The sequence below is a fragment of the Acinetobacter sp. ABJ-A23_2 genome, from assembly GCF_044538765.1.
GTDB classification, from domain to species: Bacteria; Pseudomonadota; Gammaproteobacteria; order Pseudomonadales; family Moraxellaceae; genus Acinetobacter; species Acinetobacter nosocomialis_A.
The window spans coordinates 13,301-28,607 of the sequence record NZ_JBIUCP010000029.1 but is presented as its reverse complement, the minus strand read 5'-3'; the positions used below and the strand labels follow the sequence as shown (position 1 = coordinate 28,607).

Here is a 15,307-nt window from a genome sequence, read left to right as displayed (position 1 = left end):
ATAATCGTTGATCAAGGATCAGCTTGGTGTTAAGGATCGTTTGAGACGAACGATCCCCCCTACATAAAAGATAAAGTGCGCCAATCTATCCTAAATTGATGCAAATTGTCAGTACTTTCGTGGATTTTTTAGCAAATTTTTTGCCATATTTCCAAAGAAAATGATGAATAAAAATTCATAGATATAAAAAAGGTCTGATTTGTCATAAAAATCAGACCTTTAGTTTTTTCTTTAGATAGCTAAAACTTAAATTACCAAGCTTTTTGTAAGATCTCGCGTATATCTTTTAAGCTTGCTTCTTTAGGGTTGTAAATAATAGAGCCATCATTTAGTGCTTTTTCTGCAACTTCATCAAGTTGTGCTTCAGTAACCTTACCAGTTTCGCGCAAGGTACGTGGTAACTTGGTTAAGCTAAATAAGCGATCACGCATTGCTAAAATAGTTGTAATTGCTCTATCTGCACGTTGGGTTGCTGGAGTTTGCGCATAGATATCTGCACCAGCTAGAGGTAATAGTAATTCACCAATTTTCTGACCATTTACTTGTTTGTTGTATTCAAGCACATAAGGTAAGAATAGGTTCATACATAAACCGTGGGGCAGGTGAGCAACTGCACCTAATGCATGTCCTAACGAGTGCACAAGGCCTACCATCGAGTTAGAAAATGCGATACCTGCCATTGTAGAAGCTTGTGCGAGTTCTAAACGGCCTTGCGAGTCATTTGGATTTTCTAAAACATTAAATAAATTTTCACTAATCTTTTTGATACCCGCACTTGCATAGGCATCACTGAGTGGATTAGCTGCCATGCAAGTATATGCTTCAACACAGTGTGTTAACGCATCCATACCAGTCATTGCCGTCAAGTGAGGTGGCAAAGTTAATGTCATGCGTGGATCTAAGATTGCAGCATGTGGCATTAAATAGTATGAAGCAAATGCCAATTTAACATTCTTTTGTGTGTCGGAAACCACAGCAACCATAGTCACTTCTGAACCTGTACCTGATGTGGTTGGAATCACAAAAAATGGCTTTAATGGTTTTGGTAGGTTATGTGCACCAGAATATTGAAGAAGGTCATTTCCACCTTCAGAGACTAAAATATTGGTTGCTTTAGAGGTATCAATAACAGAGCCACCGCCAACAGCAATAATCGCGTCACACTTATTTGTACGATAAGCTTCTGCTGCAAGACGAACCACTTCAAGACTTGAGTCTGGTGGAACATCATCAAAAACATGGCCAATCACAGCATCAGTTGTGCTGAATGCAGCTTCAATAGGGTTGAGTAAGCCATTTGCACGAACGCCTTTATCGGTAATGATAAGAGGACGCTTTGCACCTAAAGTCGCAAGTTCAAACGGAATATGTTCTAAAGCAGCATTACCGGCAATGACTTTTACAGGACAAAAGAATTCGTAATATGGTTTAGCCATGTTATGCGCTCCGCTTGAAGTAAGACTTAGCTACTTTTAAATAAATATTTGCAGCTTCGTTGAATTTTTCTTTTAGGGTGAGTTCGGTTGGGTATTCTTTAACTGCGAGTGAAGCTACCAATTTCGGTAAAATGAGAGATTCCATTTTGTTTAGGCAGCGTACTAAACGAATTGCTGCGGATACGTCACCATCGGCAATCATTCGATCATTTGCAAATGCTTGAGCAGTGCTTTCCTGAAATGAGAAAACCAGAAATGCATGGGTTACATGCTTAAATGTAATGGTTAAATCAGGCTTTTTTTCTGCTCTTTTCAGCAGTTCTAATTGTTTGTTCTCTGTCACTCGGGCAAAAAATGCTGGTCCATTTGGGAAGACATTCATTGAAAGTACAAAGTGAACAGGAAATTTGGATACTTCCTCTTGTATTTCACTATCTACCTGACTCGCCATGACTAAGCCACGACCAACAACATCCATCATGAGCTTAACGTAGGCAAGTTGCAGAGTGGGCTTTACAGCTTTTGTCGAAATCACTTGCTATCCCTTCTTAAAATTATGCAAAAGCAAATTTAGAGTAATTACTCTAATCTATTTTTATTCCATCTCAAAATCATTTATTCAATTTTGACTTCAGGGTCATTAAAGTACCCAGAGGCCTTAATATACTCAATAAAGTCCTGACAAAGTTGTTCAAATGATGGATATGGAGTCACCAAATCTTGTATGCGAACCATTTCTAAACCTGCATATCCACATGGATTAATGGTTTGAAAACCTGTTAATGCACAGTCCAAGTTTAGGGCTAAACCGTGATAACTACGTCCACGACGAATTTTGAAACCTAAGGAACCAATCTTTCTATCATTTACATATACGCCTGGAGCATCTGGTTTTGCATATGCTTCAATATTATATTTCTTTAAAACATCAATCATAAATTGTTCAGCAAAACTAACCAATGTACGCACATTCCACTTTAGCCGATTAAGATCAAACATAAAGTACGCCACCAGTTGGCCAGGGCCATGCCATGTTACTTGTCCACCACGATCAGTTTGAACTACAGGAATATTGGATGGAATAAGAATATGCTCTGGTTTTCCAGCTTGACCTTGAGTTAATACTTCGTGATGTTGGAGTAACCACAGCTCATCTGCTGTGTTTTCATCACGTTGATTGGTTAGACTCTTCATCAATTCGAATTTGCTTTGATAATCTTGTAAATCGTTCCACTGACGAATAATCAAAGTGGGTTTATCAAGGCTCATTAAACATTTTCCTGTGCGATGTACTTAACAGAAGAGCAACTTCACTTTTAAATTATGAGAGTATGCTCTTGATGAGTTTAAAGTATTTTGCTTAAACGATTCTAAATATTTGTAATTATTTATAATAAGCTTGATAGAAATAAAAATGCCATGACATTAAAGTTGTCATGGCATCTTAAAATTAAAGTGCAGTTCTTATTTGCGGACAAGCAGCCAAGTCTGCATACAAAGCATGAACTTGTTCCAATTCATCAAAGCGTAATTGTGCGGTTAATGAATGGTATTTACCTGTACGAGATTCTTGTACTTTTAACGTTGATTGGTCAAAGTCAGGAAAATGTTTTACTAGAATATCAACTACAGCTATACGTAATTCTTCACCCGCATCGCCAATGAGTTTAATTGGATAGTCCATTGGAAATACCCAAAGGTCTTCACGGAGTTCGCGAGATGGAGTGCGGTCTAACATAAGTAACCTCATCATGTGAAACGCCTGCATCATCGCAGGCGTTTGTAGCTCTTTCTATTAAATGGGGACTAGCGTCGAAATTTCAAGATTTCAAAACTTAGTCATTCTCTAAGAAAGAACGCAAGTGTTCAGAACGAGAAGGGTGACGTAATTTACGTAATGCTTTCGCCTCGATTTGACGAATACGTTCACGCGTTACATCAAACTGTTTACCAACTTCTTCTAAAGTATGATCGGTTGGCATATCGATACCAAAACGCATTTTCAATACTTTAGCTTCACGTTCAGTTAAGTTTTCTAGAACTTCACGAGTTGCTTCTTTTAAGCCTTCTGAAGTCGCAGCATCAATTGGAGAAGTGATGTTCTGGTCTTCAATAAAGTCCCCAAGATGCGAATCTTCATCATCACCGATTGGAGTTTCCATTGAAATTGGTTCTTTAGCAATTTTAAGAACCTTACGAACTTTGACTTCGTCCATTTCTAAACGTTCGCCCAACTCTTCTGGAGTAGGTTCACGGCCCATTTCCTGTAATAACTGACGAGAGACACGGTTAATCTTGTTAATCGTTTCAATCATATGTACAGGAATACGAATTGTACGTGCTTGGTCCGCAATAGAACGGGTAATTGCCTGACGAATCCACCAAGTTGCATAAGTCGAGAATTTATAACCACGACGGTATTCAAACTTGTCTACAGCTTTCATCAAACCAATGTTCCCTTCTTGAATCAAGTCAAGGAACTGTAAACCACGGTTGGTGTATTTCTTCGCAATAGAAATTACCAAACGAAGGTTGGCTTCTACCATTTCTTTTTTCGCACGACGAGCTTTGGCTTCACCAATTGCCATACGTTTAGAAATATCTTTAATTTCAGCAACGCTTAAATTAAGTTCTTTCTCAATATCTGCAATCTTTTGTTGGAATGCTAAAACATCTGGACGAACTTTCTCTAAATGTCCTTTGATTTCTGCAGGAGCTTTAGCAATTTGTTCATCTAACCAAGCTGGATTAGATTCTTGTTTAGGGAAAGATGTACGGAATTGAGTACGGTCCATACGGCCACGACGTACTGCATAACGCATAATTTCACGTTCGTTGGCACGGATTTGTTCGTGAGTTCCGCGAATCATTTCTGAAATAATGTCAAATAAACGTGGAGTAAATTTAAACATCATGAATACAGTTGCTAAAGACTCAAGTGCTTCATTTGCTTCACGGCTATTACGACCATGTTTTTCAATCACGGACTTAGTTTGAGCCCATGCAGCTTCTAATTCAGCAAAACGAACTTTTGCAACTTCAGGGTCTGGACCTGAATCGCCTTCAGAGTCATCATCACCTTCAGATTCTTCTTCCTCATCGTCATCATCAAGCTTAACTTCTTTCGTTGACTTTGTAGATGATTCGTCTTCTTCCTCAATCTCTTCAACTTCTTCTAAAACTTCAGGAATATCTTCATCAGTTTCAGGGTCGAGGTAGCCAGATAAAATATCGGCAAGACGGCGTTCGCCAGTTAAAAAATCATTATATTCTTTTAATACAACTTCAACAGCATTTGGCCAGTAAGCGATTGAGTTCAGGACATCACGAATCCCTTCTTCAATACGTTTGGCAATGCTGATTTCACCTTCACGGGTTAATAGTTCTACTGTACCCATTTCACGCATGTACATACGTACAGGGTCTGTCGTACGTCCAGGCTCATTTTCAACAGATGCAAGTACGGCAGCAGCCTCTTCTTCAGCAACTTCGTCAGTTGCATCAGCTGATTCGCCGAACATGGTATCGTCAGATTCAGGTGCACGCTCGTGTACAGGAATACCAACGTCTTGAAGCATCTGGATGATGTCTTCAATCTGTTCGCTTTCAGTAATCGAGTCCGGCAGATGATCGTTAACCTCAGCGTAAGTTAAGTAACCTTGTTCTTTGCCTCGGCTAATCAGAGCCGCTACTTGAGAAGTAGGGGAATGCATATCGCTCATCTTTGCTTACTCTTTGTTGAATCTGTGGCAGTGAAAAACCGTGCATGATAGCACAATTTGCTTGAAATGTTTCGGCTTTGATCGGTGACCGTTAAATAAAAAATATCTTTGAATTCACGACTATTTTTTGAATATTGGGCTAAAATCATTTTTTTCAAGTTTAAATCATAGAAAAATTTGTAGAAATCTTCGATTATCAAAAGACTGTGCTGTTTTATAAATACACAATTTTTTGGGCGAAAAAAAGTACAAATAGGCAATTAAATGAAAAAAATATAAATAAAACTTGACAAGGAAAAGTAAGCCAGATAAATAGCGGCTAGACCCATTCACATTTTTTCATTATGAGGTAGTTTTAGTGTCTTCTACAGATTTTGAACTAGATGATAACTACGGCGATGATGATGATGTCGGTTTTGATGAGTCATCAGGCAAAATCAGTGCAAAAGAATCGTTGGAAAAACGTAGATTAATTGATGATCTATTGGCACAGCGCCGTTTAGAGCGTGAGTTGAAAGATTTCGATTATGATTTAGACGACGATGATCTTGATGATGAAGACTGATCAAAACTAAATAGGGCATCGTCGGCTTAAGTGCTATGCTATCGTCAATTTCTTTTTAAAGTCAGGTAACACAATGAGTGCATTAGATTTAGACCAGTTAAGTGAATATCTAGATGGAGACCACAATGAGTATGGTCTAGACTTTGCTGCAACTCATGGTTTTTTGTGTGCAATTGCAGTAGGTCCTCAGTTTGACCGCTGGTTAGATGAATTGTTCGAAGGTAACCAGAAAAAGGTTCCGGCAGAAATTATTCAACAAATCAAGGTTTGGCTAGAGTCGATTCGTCAAGATTTAGCAAATGAAAATGGGATTGAATTTCCATTTGAAGTTGAAGAAGCTGACGTTGAATCAAGCCTAGGCGATTGGAGTGTAGGGTTTGTTGACGCAATGTTCTTAAACGAAGAGGCGTGGTTTGCTCCAGAGTATGAAGAACAATTGGTTGATTTAACTTTACCGATCATGGTTTTTAGTGGAATTGATGAAGAAGATCCACAGATGGAATCTTTCCGTCGCAATGGACAGTTAATGGATGAACTGGCAGAAGAAATTCCAGATAATTTGAATGAATTATATTTGATGTACCATACTCCAAATTAATTTATTAGAAGAAATAATAAATAACGTCCTTTCTAGGGCGTTTTTTATGTTTTTAGTATTTTTAATACATAATTAAATATAATATTTTTACATTAATTTTATTTCTATATAATCACTTGCAAAATTTTTTGATATCAATCTCTTAATCAAAAAATTAATTTATTTCGCCATAAATATTTTATAGGCGATATGAAAATCTTTAATGCATTAACAACGTGATTTAATATGAATATAATTTTTAAAATTACTAGCGTACTGTCAGTAATATTACTTGTAGCTTGCGGTGATGAAAATAGCAACAGTGTCAGTGAAGAAAAAATTGCACCCTCTACCCAAAATCAAGTTGCTTATAAAATAATCTCTGGTACTGCATTTTCAACTTCTGCTTTAAATGGGGCAAATGTAACAGCAATTTGTAAAGATGGGCTTGGTTTTAAAGATAATGTAATTGTTAATGCACAAGGGCAATGGCAAGGTGAAATAGACACCAGTAAATTTCCTTGTCGTTTAGAGGCAAAAGCTGATGGGCAAACTTATCATAGTTATATCGACCATGAGGGTAGTGTAAATATTAACCCGCTTACAGATATGGTTGTTGCTTATGCAAGTAACCAGGTTCCTGTAACGTGGTATCAATCTGGAAGCATGGCTACAGAAAAGTTAAATTTGGCAAATTCTGCTTTGGTGGCTGAACTTATTAAAAAGGGATACCGTATTAATAATGATATAGATCTATTTAATGCTGAGATGAAAGCAAATAACCCTATTCCTCAAGCTATTCAAGAGTTGTTGGAAGCTATTAAAAATAATGGAAATATTAAAGACTATGATGCACTGTTAATGTTAATTAAAGACGGAAATTTATCTCAAATACCGATTAAATCAGATCAAATTCTTGTTAATCCTTTAAATATTAATATAGATACGACGGCTTGCCAACAATATGACTCAGGTATGATCGAAAGGTATAATTATTGTACTTCAAATGTTTTGCCTGATTTTAAGGAAGATCAGTTAATTACACCTTTTGGTGAAAAATGTAGTTTAACAAAAGTGGGCGATATGCTCACAGTTAGTAATGGTAAATTGACTATATCTACATTTATCAATAAAGATGAGAATGATGAGATTCCTTCGAAAACATCTATTGGTACTTTATTTGTAGCCTCTAATCCTGTTTTATCGTCCCAAGAGAATGTTTTATATAATATTGGAATTTCATTTCTAACTAATGGGCAAATTAATGGTGTAAGTGCTGGCAATGGGGAAGGTGAAGCTTTAGTTTGTGCAACAACTAGATCACGTACCTAATAATAACGACTTATATCTTAAATTTGCTTTATATAATTTATTATGAAAAGGGCATCGTTTGATGCCCTCTTTTAATTATAAACGTTTACGCTTAGCTGCAGCAATTTGTGATTGACGCATACGGAAACCAGCTTTTTGTTTCTCAGTCGTTTTATCGATGCAATATACGCAAGAAACACCATGTTCATAGCTTGGTAGAGCAGACTCTTCCGGAGTTAAAGGCCAGCCACAAGCATGACATTTAATGTTTGCACCTTCTTCGACACCATGAGTTACAGCAGTACGTCCATCAAATACGAAACATTCACCTTCCCAAAGGCTCTCTTCCGCTGGAGTTTCTTCTAAGTATTTAAGAATACCGCCTTTGAGGTGGTAAACCTCTTGAAAGCCTTCCTGAAGAAGTAAAGAGGTCGATTTTTCACAACGAATACCGCCTGTACAGAACATCGCGATTTTCTTGTCTTTATGCTGTTCTAACTCTTTTTTTACGTACTCAGGAAATTCACGGAATGTTTCGGTTTTAGGATCGATCGCACCCTTGAAAGTACCAGCTTTATATTCATAGTCGTTACGCGTGTCGATTAGAATTACATCATCACGTGCAAGAAGCTCATTCCATTCTTTAGGGTCAAGATAGTGACCTACTAAATCACGAGGTTTTACTTCTACGCCTAAAGTTACAATTTCTTTTTTAAGCTTAATTTTCATTTTGCGGAAAGGTTTGTCAGAGCTATGGGACTCTTTATATTCCATAGCGGTAAAACCTTCGTTTAACAAAAATTGATGAATTTTATCAATTGCCTCACGGTCGCCAGCAACGGTACCATTAATTCCTTCACCTGCTACAATCAGAGTTCCGCAAAGGTTAATTGTTTTCACTAAGTCTAAAAGACGTTGTTGAAGATCCGCAGGATCTTGAACTTCTTTAAATTGATATAGTGCTGCAACAACCCAACCCGCGGTCGCTTGCTGTTCTACAGGTGCAAGCTGTTCTACAGTAGCGTTCATGGAAAACTCCAAATGTATTAAGATAGAAATTTAAGGCGCGTATTTTAGCGCGAAAATTTGTAATAAGCGAGAAAACCATAAAAAGTATATGGTTTATTTAAGGAGTCTGTTTTGAGTAATGATCATCGAACGCTCTCTCTCACCCCATGTGCAGGGCGTTGTTCAACAGTTTTTGGTGATCAGGTATGTCGTGGTTGTCGCCGTTTTAACCATGAAGTGATTCAATGGAATACTTATACAGCAGAGCAGCGTTTAGCTGTCTGGAAGCGCTTAGATGATCAATTAGACCAGATTTTGGTACCTATGTTGCCACAGGCGAATGTCCAGCATGTGGAAGGTTTTATATTAAGCAAGCGTGTTCGTCTAATGGAAGGGGCGAGTAAAGGTCGTAAACTTTACCATGCCTTAAAAATATGTGAAAAAAATAAACATTTTGCATCTGAAAGTGGTTTAGGGATTTCAGAAGCACAAGTTAAAGAGGTATGGACTGAATTTGAAAGACGTGTCTTGGCTTTGGCTAAAGCAAGTTATGAGTTGGCTTGGTTAAGAGCTGATGGTATTAGTCATCACTTGTTAAATATGTTTGAAGAAGAATAACTTTTAAAAAACTTATTTATAAAAAAAGCTGCCATAAGGCAGCTTTTTTACATTAATGTTCTTTTGAATATTAACGCTTGATGTCACGTTGAACTTCACCAGTGTAAAGCTGACGTGGACGACCAATTTTGTAAGGACCGCTGTGCATTTCTAACCAGTGGCTGATCCAGCCAACTGTACGTGCAAGAGCGAAGATTACAGTAAACATTTCTGTTGGAATACCAATCGCTTTAAGGATGATACCAGAGTAGAAGTCTACGTTAGGGTAAAGTTTACGTTCAACGAAGTACGGGTCGTTCAACGCAATACGTTCAAGTTCCATAGCAAGCGCTAATTGAGGATCATTGATACCTAAAGCTTCAAGAACTTCGTCACAAGTTTGTTTCATAACTTTAGCGCGTGGGTCGAAGTTTTTGTAAACGCGGTGACCGAAGCCCATAAGTTTAACTTCTTTGCGTTTAACTTTTTCCATGAACTCAGCAACATTCTCAACGCTACCGATTTCATCAAGCATTTTAAGAACTGCTTCGTTCGCGCCGCCGTGTGCAGGTCCCCAAAGTGCAGAGATACCAGCAGAGATACATGCATATGGGTTCGCACCAGTAGAACCAGCAAGACGAACTGTAGATGTAGACGCGTTTTGTTCGTGGTCAGCATGAAGCGTAAAAATACGATCCATTGCGCGAGCAAGAACAGGGTTTACTTTGTAGTCACGATCTGCAGGAGTCGCAAACATCATGTGTAAGAAGTTTTCCGCGTAATTTAAGTCATTACGTGGATAGATGAATGGCTGACCTACAGTATATTTGTAGCTCCAAGCAGCAAGTGTTGGAATTTTTGCAATTAAACGAATTGCAGTGATTTCACGGTGGTTAATGTCTTCGATGTCAAGATTGTTGTGATAGAACGCAGATAATGCACCAACAACACCAACCATGATTGCCATAGGGTGAGCATCACGACGGAAACCATTGAAGAAACGGCTAACTTGATCGTGAACCATAGTGTGAGCACGAACTTTCGTATCAAACTCAACTTTTTGTTCAGCAGTTGGGAGCTCGCCATTTAATAATAAATAACAAGTTTCAAGATAGTCTGCTTGAGTTGCTAGTTGGTCAATCGGGTAACCGCGGTGTAATAAAATACCTTTGTCACCATCAATGAAAGTAATTTTAGATTCGCATGCGGCTGTCGCCATAAAACCAGGATCGAAAGTAAAATGACCTTCTTTCAGTATGCTGCTCACATCAATTACATCTGGACCTAAAGTGCCACTGTAGATTGGTAATCCAATTTCTTTGCCATCAAGATGTAATACGGCTTTTTTGCCATTTGCTTCAGACATTCAATAGATCTCCTGTCCTGGTGAATGATTATCTGACTCGAAATCCTAATTTTCTCATGTGCGAATCAGACGGTGTCAAAATTTGCTATAAGATTAGTGAGTACTGAAATTTTGTCAATTATACTTATGGATAAAAAATGACGTTCCCACAGAGAGTTAGTCATCAAGACCCGAGCAAAAAAGTCAGTAAAATCACTGCATCGGGATGGTATCATAAGTCAATTCAAGAAGAACGTGCAGAAAAAAAATGAAGCGTGAGTACAATTGTAAGCAAATTTTTAAATAAAAATTAAGAATTCGTAGTGGTCATAAAATGCCAATCGGCTTAAAAAAATCATAAAACTCAGTCTGTAATTTTAAATTGCAATTCAAAAATTGCTTCATTATCACCATTTGATAATTCCAAAAGTTGTACTTTTTTTGAGTTTAATTGTCTAAAAAATAGCTTGTTGATCATGCTTGAAAAATTAAAAAGCTTTTTTTGTAAAAATACTGCTCACTGTTAAGAGTCAAGTAGCTCTTTATTACTTTTAAGATAAGTATGGATAGTTACCATTTTAAAAATAAAAACGATCAAAATTGGTAAGTAAGAATAATTTTAGTTTATGCTTTCGATTAGACTTGATGATTTATTAACTTTATCTTTAGTCTAAAACTCACTTATTTTAAATAAAGCAGTAGAAAAGATATTTTTTATAAAATATGAGGTTAAACAAGCACATGTTTTGTTTTATCTTAAGTTTTGGATAGGGAAGACTGCTGTTTGGCTATGTGAATGATTCTTATTTGATGAGTTTTTGCGGAAAAGGCAAAGTGGATTGTTTGTATTTTGATATTTCGCGTTTTATAATTCAGTGTCGTTTATAGGTTAGGCATGAGCTGTGCTTGCCTAACAATGCCAGCTTTCCTTGGAATTAATTCAACAAACTCCGGTCGGAGTTTCTACCTACAGGATGCCCGCTGTGAAAAGCAACAGACCTGTCAATTTGTCCATGGGTCAGGTGTTAGCGGTAAATTTACGCTCACCCGTGGCTATTGCATCAATTTTACACCGTTTATCAGGTGTCATCGTTTTCTTATTAGTACCAGTTCTCTTATGGATTCTAGATAAATCATTATCTTCACCAGAAGGATTTGACTACGTTAAAAATGTCGTTTTTGGAAATATCCTTGTACGTTTTGTCGTGTGGGTATTTGTAGCCGGCTTAATTTTCCACTTTATTGCTGGGGTTAAGCATTTGCTTGCAGATCTAGGTTTTGCTGAAGAACTGCAAAGCGGTCGTATTGCAGCGACAATTTCATTGATCTTATCTGTGGTAGCCATTATCGCAGCCTTTGTATGGATTATGTTCTAATGAAAAGTGCTACAGGTTTAACAGGTTCAGGTTCTCGTGATTGGTTTATCCAGCGTGTAAGTGCTGTGGTATTAGCAGCTTATACTGTTGTTCTTTTTGGTTGGATTCTCTGCAAAGGCGGATTTGACTATCAACAATGGGCTGGTTTCATGATGACATTACCAATGAAGATTTTTTCTTTATTGGCAATTTTATCGCTTATCGCACACGCATGGATTGGTATGTGGCAAGTTTTCACTGACTATGTCACTACTCGTCAAATGGGTCCTTCAGCGAAAGGTTTACGCCTTGTACTGACGACGGCTGTCATTATTGCAGTGTTTGTGTACGCAATCTGGGGTATCCAGATTTTCTGGGCGAATTGATAGGAAGATATCATGGGCGCGATAACCCCTAAAGAAGATTATTCAAATATTCAAAACCTCACTTTCGATGCAGTTATCGTTGGTGGTGGTGGTTCTGGTATGCGTGCATCTTACCAACTTGCTCAAGCAGGTTTGAAAGTTGCAGTACTTACTAAAGTTTTCCCAACACGTTCACATACAGTTGCTGCTCAAGGCGGTATCGGTGCGTCGTTAGGTAACATGCAAGAAGATAACTGGCATTTCCACTTTTACGATACAGTAAAAGGTTCTGACTGGTTAGGTGACCAAGACGCAATCGAATTTATGTGTCGTGAAGCACCAAAAGTTGTGTATGAACTTGAACACATGGGGATGCCGTTTGACCGTAACGCTGATGGTACAATTTACCAACGTCCGTTCGGTGGTCACTCTGCGAACTATGGTGATAAACCAGTTCCACGTGCTTGTGCTGCTGCTGACCGTACTGGTCACGCATTATTGCACACGCTTTATCAAAGCAACGTGAAAATGGGTACTCAATTCTTCGTTGAATGGATCGCTCTTGATTTGATCCGTAATGAAGCAGGTGATGTACTTGGTGTAACTGCAATTGACCAAGAAACTGGTAACATCGCAGTATTCCAAGCAAAAGCAACATTGTTTGCGACCGGTGGTGCTGGTCGTGTTTACCGTGCATCAACAAATGCTTATATCAACACTGGTGACGGTCTTGGTATGGCTGCTCGTGCTGGTATTCCATTACAAGATATGGAATTTTGGCAATTCCACCCTACGGGTGTTGCGGGCGCAGGCGTATTGTTAACTGAAGGTTGTCGTGGTGAAGGTGCGATCCTTCGTAACAAAGACGGCGAACCTTTCATGGAACGTTATGCACCGACTTTAAAAGACTTGGCTCCACGTGACTTCGTATCACGTTCTATGGACCAAGAAATTAAAGAAGGTCGTGGTTGTGGTCCAAAAGGTGATTATATCTTACTTGATATGACTCACTTAGGTGCTGACACAATCATGAAGCGTTTACCATCTGTATTTGAGATCGGTAAAAAATTCGCAAACGTAGACATTACTAAAGAACCAATTCCAGTAGTACCAACAATCCATTATCAAATGGGTGGTATTCCTACGAATATGCATGGTCAAGTGTGCTTACCAGAACCTGGTACAGACAACTACACTAAACCTGTAAAAGGTTTCTATGCAATTGGTGAATGTTCTTGCGTATCAGTACATGGTGCAAACCGTTTAGGTACTAACTCACTTCTTGACTTGGTTGTATTTGGTAAAGCTGCTGGTGAGCACATTATCGATTACGTAACTAAGCATCATGGTGATGAATATGCGCCACTTCCAACAAACGTATTAGAGCAAACTTTAGATCGCGTACGTAAGTTAGATGAATCAACTTCTGGCGAAAATGCACAAGAAGTTGCTGATGCAATTCGTGATATCGTTCAAGACCACGCTGGTGTATTCCGTACCCAAGCATTGCTTGATAAAGGTGTTAAAGAGATTCTTGCTCTTGAACCACGCGTGCGCAACATTCACTTGAAAGATAAATCTAAAGTATTTAACACTGCACGTGTTGAAGCGCTTGAAGTTGAAAACTTATATGAAGTTGCAAAAGCTACATTAATTTCAGCTGCTGCGCGTAAAGAATGTCGTGGTGCGCATACGGTAGTTGACTATGAATTACCAGCTGATCACCCAACTTATTCATACGGTCGCCGTGATGATGAGTGGATGAAACATACTTTATGGTATTCATCAGATAACCGTTTGGAATATAAGCCAGTGCGCTTCAAACCGTTGACTGTTGATCCAATTCCACCAGCACCACGTACATTCTAATCGGGAGTATAAAGATGAGTAGAGGTACTCGTACATTCGAAATCTACCGCTATGATCCTGATAAGGATAAAGCGCCGTACATGCAAACTTTCAAACTTGAATTGACTGATAAGCACCGTATGTTGCTTGATGCATTACTTGCTTTGAAAGTTCAAGATGAAACGTTAACATTCCGCCGTTCATGTCGTGAAGGTATTTGTGGTTCGGATGGTGTGAACATCAATGGTAAAAATGGTTTGGCTTGTTTATGGAATTTAAACGACCTACCTGAGAAAATTGTAATTCGTCCATTGCCAGGTTTGCCGGTTATTAAAGATTTGGTTGTTGATATGAACCAATTCTATGATCAATATGACAAAATTCAGCCATTCTTGATCAATAACCAACCAGCTCCACCTAAAGAGCGTTTACAGTCTCCTGAAGAGCGTGAACACTTGAATGGTTTGTATGAATGTATTCTTTGTGCATGTTGTTCAACTTCATGCCCATCATTCTGGTGGAACCCTGATAAGTTCTTGGGTCCTTCAGCATTGTTGAATGCATACCGTTTTATTATCGATTCTCGTGATACTGCGACTGCAGATCGTTTGGCTCGTCTTGACGATCCATTCAGTTTGTTCCGTTGTAAAGGTATCATGAACTGTGTGTCAGTATGTCCTAAAGGTTTGAATCCAACAAAAGCTATCGGTCATATCCGTAACATGTTGTTAGATCAAGCGGGTTAATTCTGCACAAATAGAGAACGCACATCCTTGATGTGCGTTTTTTTTTAACTTTATAATAGGCGTCTTATACTTTAGTCGCTAAAAAAGGGGTTTTTATATCAAGCACCATATATTAATAGATAAAATTGGATATGTATTTCGCTAATTTATAGATGGTATGTGTCAAAAAAATCAATCGTTCGTTAAGAACATGATACGATTTGCCACAAAGTTGTAGGTGAAAAAAGCGTATACTAGTGAAATTAAATTAAGTGGCACGATCTTAGATCAGTGCTTAATTTTTATGGTCAAAGTCATTTTAGAAAAGTTAATTGTGTAGTTAATTTTTCTAAAAAGATTTGCAAAAAATTGCTCGGTTTTAATCGAGTATAAGGTGAGTGATGATGCCATTGAGGGCGTTGTGATTCATTAATTACCTATGGAGTTTTCTCT

General features: G+C 38.2%; 15 protein-coding genes and 1 pseudogene. 9 read left to right on the top strand and 7 right to left on the bottom strand.

Going from position 1 to position 15,307, the window contains the following annotated elements:
* Positions 1-251: 251 nt before the first annotated feature.
* The 5 genes from ACH63V_RS11230 to rpoD form a co-directional block, all read right to left on the bottom strand.
* The gene (locus ACH63V_RS11230) at positions 252-1,436 is read right to left on the bottom strand and encodes an iron-containing alcohol dehydrogenase (protein ID WP_004705881.1); all 1,185 of its coding nucleotides are present in this window, start codon (positions 1,434-1,436) and stop codon (positions 252-254) included.
* A gap of 1 nt (position 1,437) precedes the next feature.
* The gene (locus tag ACH63V_RS11225) at positions 1,438-1,971 is read right to left on the bottom strand and encodes a hypothetical protein (RefSeq protein WP_002051257.1); all 534 of its coding nucleotides are present in this window, start codon (positions 1,969-1,971) and stop codon (positions 1,438-1,440) included.
* An 80-nt stretch (positions 1,972-2,051) separates the two neighbouring features.
* Entirely contained in the window at positions 2,052-2,705 is a 654-nt protein-coding gene (gene lipB / locus ACH63V_RS11220) for a lipoyl(octanoyl) transferase LipB (protein ID WP_396463538.1), read from the bottom strand.
* A gap of 181 nt (positions 2,706-2,886) precedes the next feature.
* Positions 2,887-3,174 (bottom strand): YbeD family protein, encoded by a 288-nt coding sequence (locus ACH63V_RS11215; protein WP_002051390.1) that lies wholly within the window; start codon positions 3,172-3,174, stop codon positions 2,887-2,889.
* Positions 3,175-3,271: 97 nt separating this feature from the next.
* Positions 3,272-5,158, bottom strand: coding sequence for an RNA polymerase sigma factor RpoD (gene rpoD, locus ACH63V_RS11210; protein ID WP_396463537.1), 1,887 nt, complete (start codon positions 5,156-5,158; stop codon positions 3,272-3,274).
* 358 nt (positions 5,159-5,516) lie between these two features.
* On the opposite strand from rpoD, the gene ACH63V_RS11205 reads away from it, so the two are divergent.
* From ACH63V_RS11205 to ACH63V_RS11195, 3 genes are all read left to right on the top strand, one after another.
* The gene (locus tag ACH63V_RS11205; RefSeq protein WP_000099358.1) at positions 5,517-5,723 is read left to right on the top strand and encodes a PA3496 family putative envelope integrity protein; all 207 of its coding nucleotides are present in this window, start codon (positions 5,517-5,519) and stop codon (positions 5,721-5,723) included.
* Positions 5,724-5,796: 73 nt separating this feature from the next.
* The gene (locus tag ACH63V_RS11200; RefSeq protein ID WP_001274941.1) at positions 5,797-6,321 is read left to right on the top strand and encodes a YecA family protein; all 525 of its coding nucleotides are present in this window, start codon (positions 5,797-5,799) and stop codon (positions 6,319-6,321) included.
* A 225-nt stretch (positions 6,322-6,546) separates the two neighbouring features.
* Positions 6,547-7,632, top strand: coding sequence for a hypothetical protein (locus ACH63V_RS11195; RefSeq protein ID WP_396463536.1), 1,086 nt, complete (start codon positions 6,547-6,549; stop codon positions 7,630-7,632).
* Between the two features lie 75 nt (positions 7,633-7,707).
* On the opposite strand, the gene ACH63V_RS11190 is transcribed toward ACH63V_RS11195, so the two are convergent.
* Positions 7,708-8,640, bottom strand: coding sequence for a rhodanese-related sulfurtransferase (locus tag ACH63V_RS11190; protein WP_396463535.1), 933 nt, complete (start codon positions 8,638-8,640; stop codon positions 7,708-7,710).
* Between the two features lie 111 nt (positions 8,641-8,751).
* Between ACH63V_RS11190 and ACH63V_RS11185 the strand changes: the two genes are divergently transcribed.
* Positions 8,752-9,237, top strand: a complete 486-nt coding sequence (locus ACH63V_RS11185) for a DUF1289 domain-containing protein (RefSeq protein WP_396463534.1) — start codon at positions 8,752-8,754, stop codon at positions 9,235-9,237.
* Between the two features lie 70 nt (positions 9,238-9,307).
* Here ACH63V_RS11185 and gltA read toward each other — a convergent pair whose 3' ends face one another.
* A complete protein-coding gene (gene gltA / locus ACH63V_RS11180; RefSeq protein WP_396463533.1) occupies positions 9,308-10,582 on the bottom strand; it encodes a citrate synthase in 1,275 nt (424 codons plus the stop codon).
* Positions 10,583-11,535: 953 nt separating this feature from the next.
* Between gltA and sdhC the strand changes: the two genes are divergently transcribed.
* The 5 genes and pseudogenes from sdhC (at position 11,536) to ACH63V_RS11155 (ending at position 15,287) form a co-directional block, all read left to right on the top strand.
* Entirely contained in the window at positions 11,536-11,937 is a 402-nt protein-coding gene (gene sdhC / locus ACH63V_RS11175) for a succinate dehydrogenase, cytochrome b556 subunit (RefSeq protein WP_001984863.1), read from the top strand.
* On the top strand, positions 11,937-12,302 hold the full coding sequence (gene sdhD / locus ACH63V_RS11170) for a succinate dehydrogenase, hydrophobic membrane anchor protein (protein ID WP_000833672.1): 366 nt from the start codon (positions 11,937-11,939) through the stop codon (positions 12,300-12,302). The genes sdhC and sdhD overlap by 1 nt, the downstream gene beginning before the upstream one ends.
* A 12-nt stretch (positions 12,303-12,314) precedes the next feature.
* A complete protein-coding gene (gene sdhA / locus ACH63V_RS11165) occupies positions 12,315-14,150 on the top strand; it encodes a succinate dehydrogenase flavoprotein subunit (protein ID WP_227062829.1) in 1,836 nt (611 codons plus the stop codon).
* Between the two features lie 14 nt (positions 14,151-14,164).
* Positions 14,165-14,875 (top strand): succinate dehydrogenase iron-sulfur subunit, encoded by a 711-nt coding sequence (locus ACH63V_RS11160; protein ID WP_004705893.1) that lies wholly within the window; start codon positions 14,165-14,167, stop codon positions 14,873-14,875.
* A gap of 283 nt (positions 14,876-15,158) precedes the next feature.
* A pseudogene (locus ACH63V_RS11155) lies at positions 15,159-15,287 on the top strand (hypothetical protein).
* Positions 15,288-15,307: the final 20 nt, after the last annotated feature.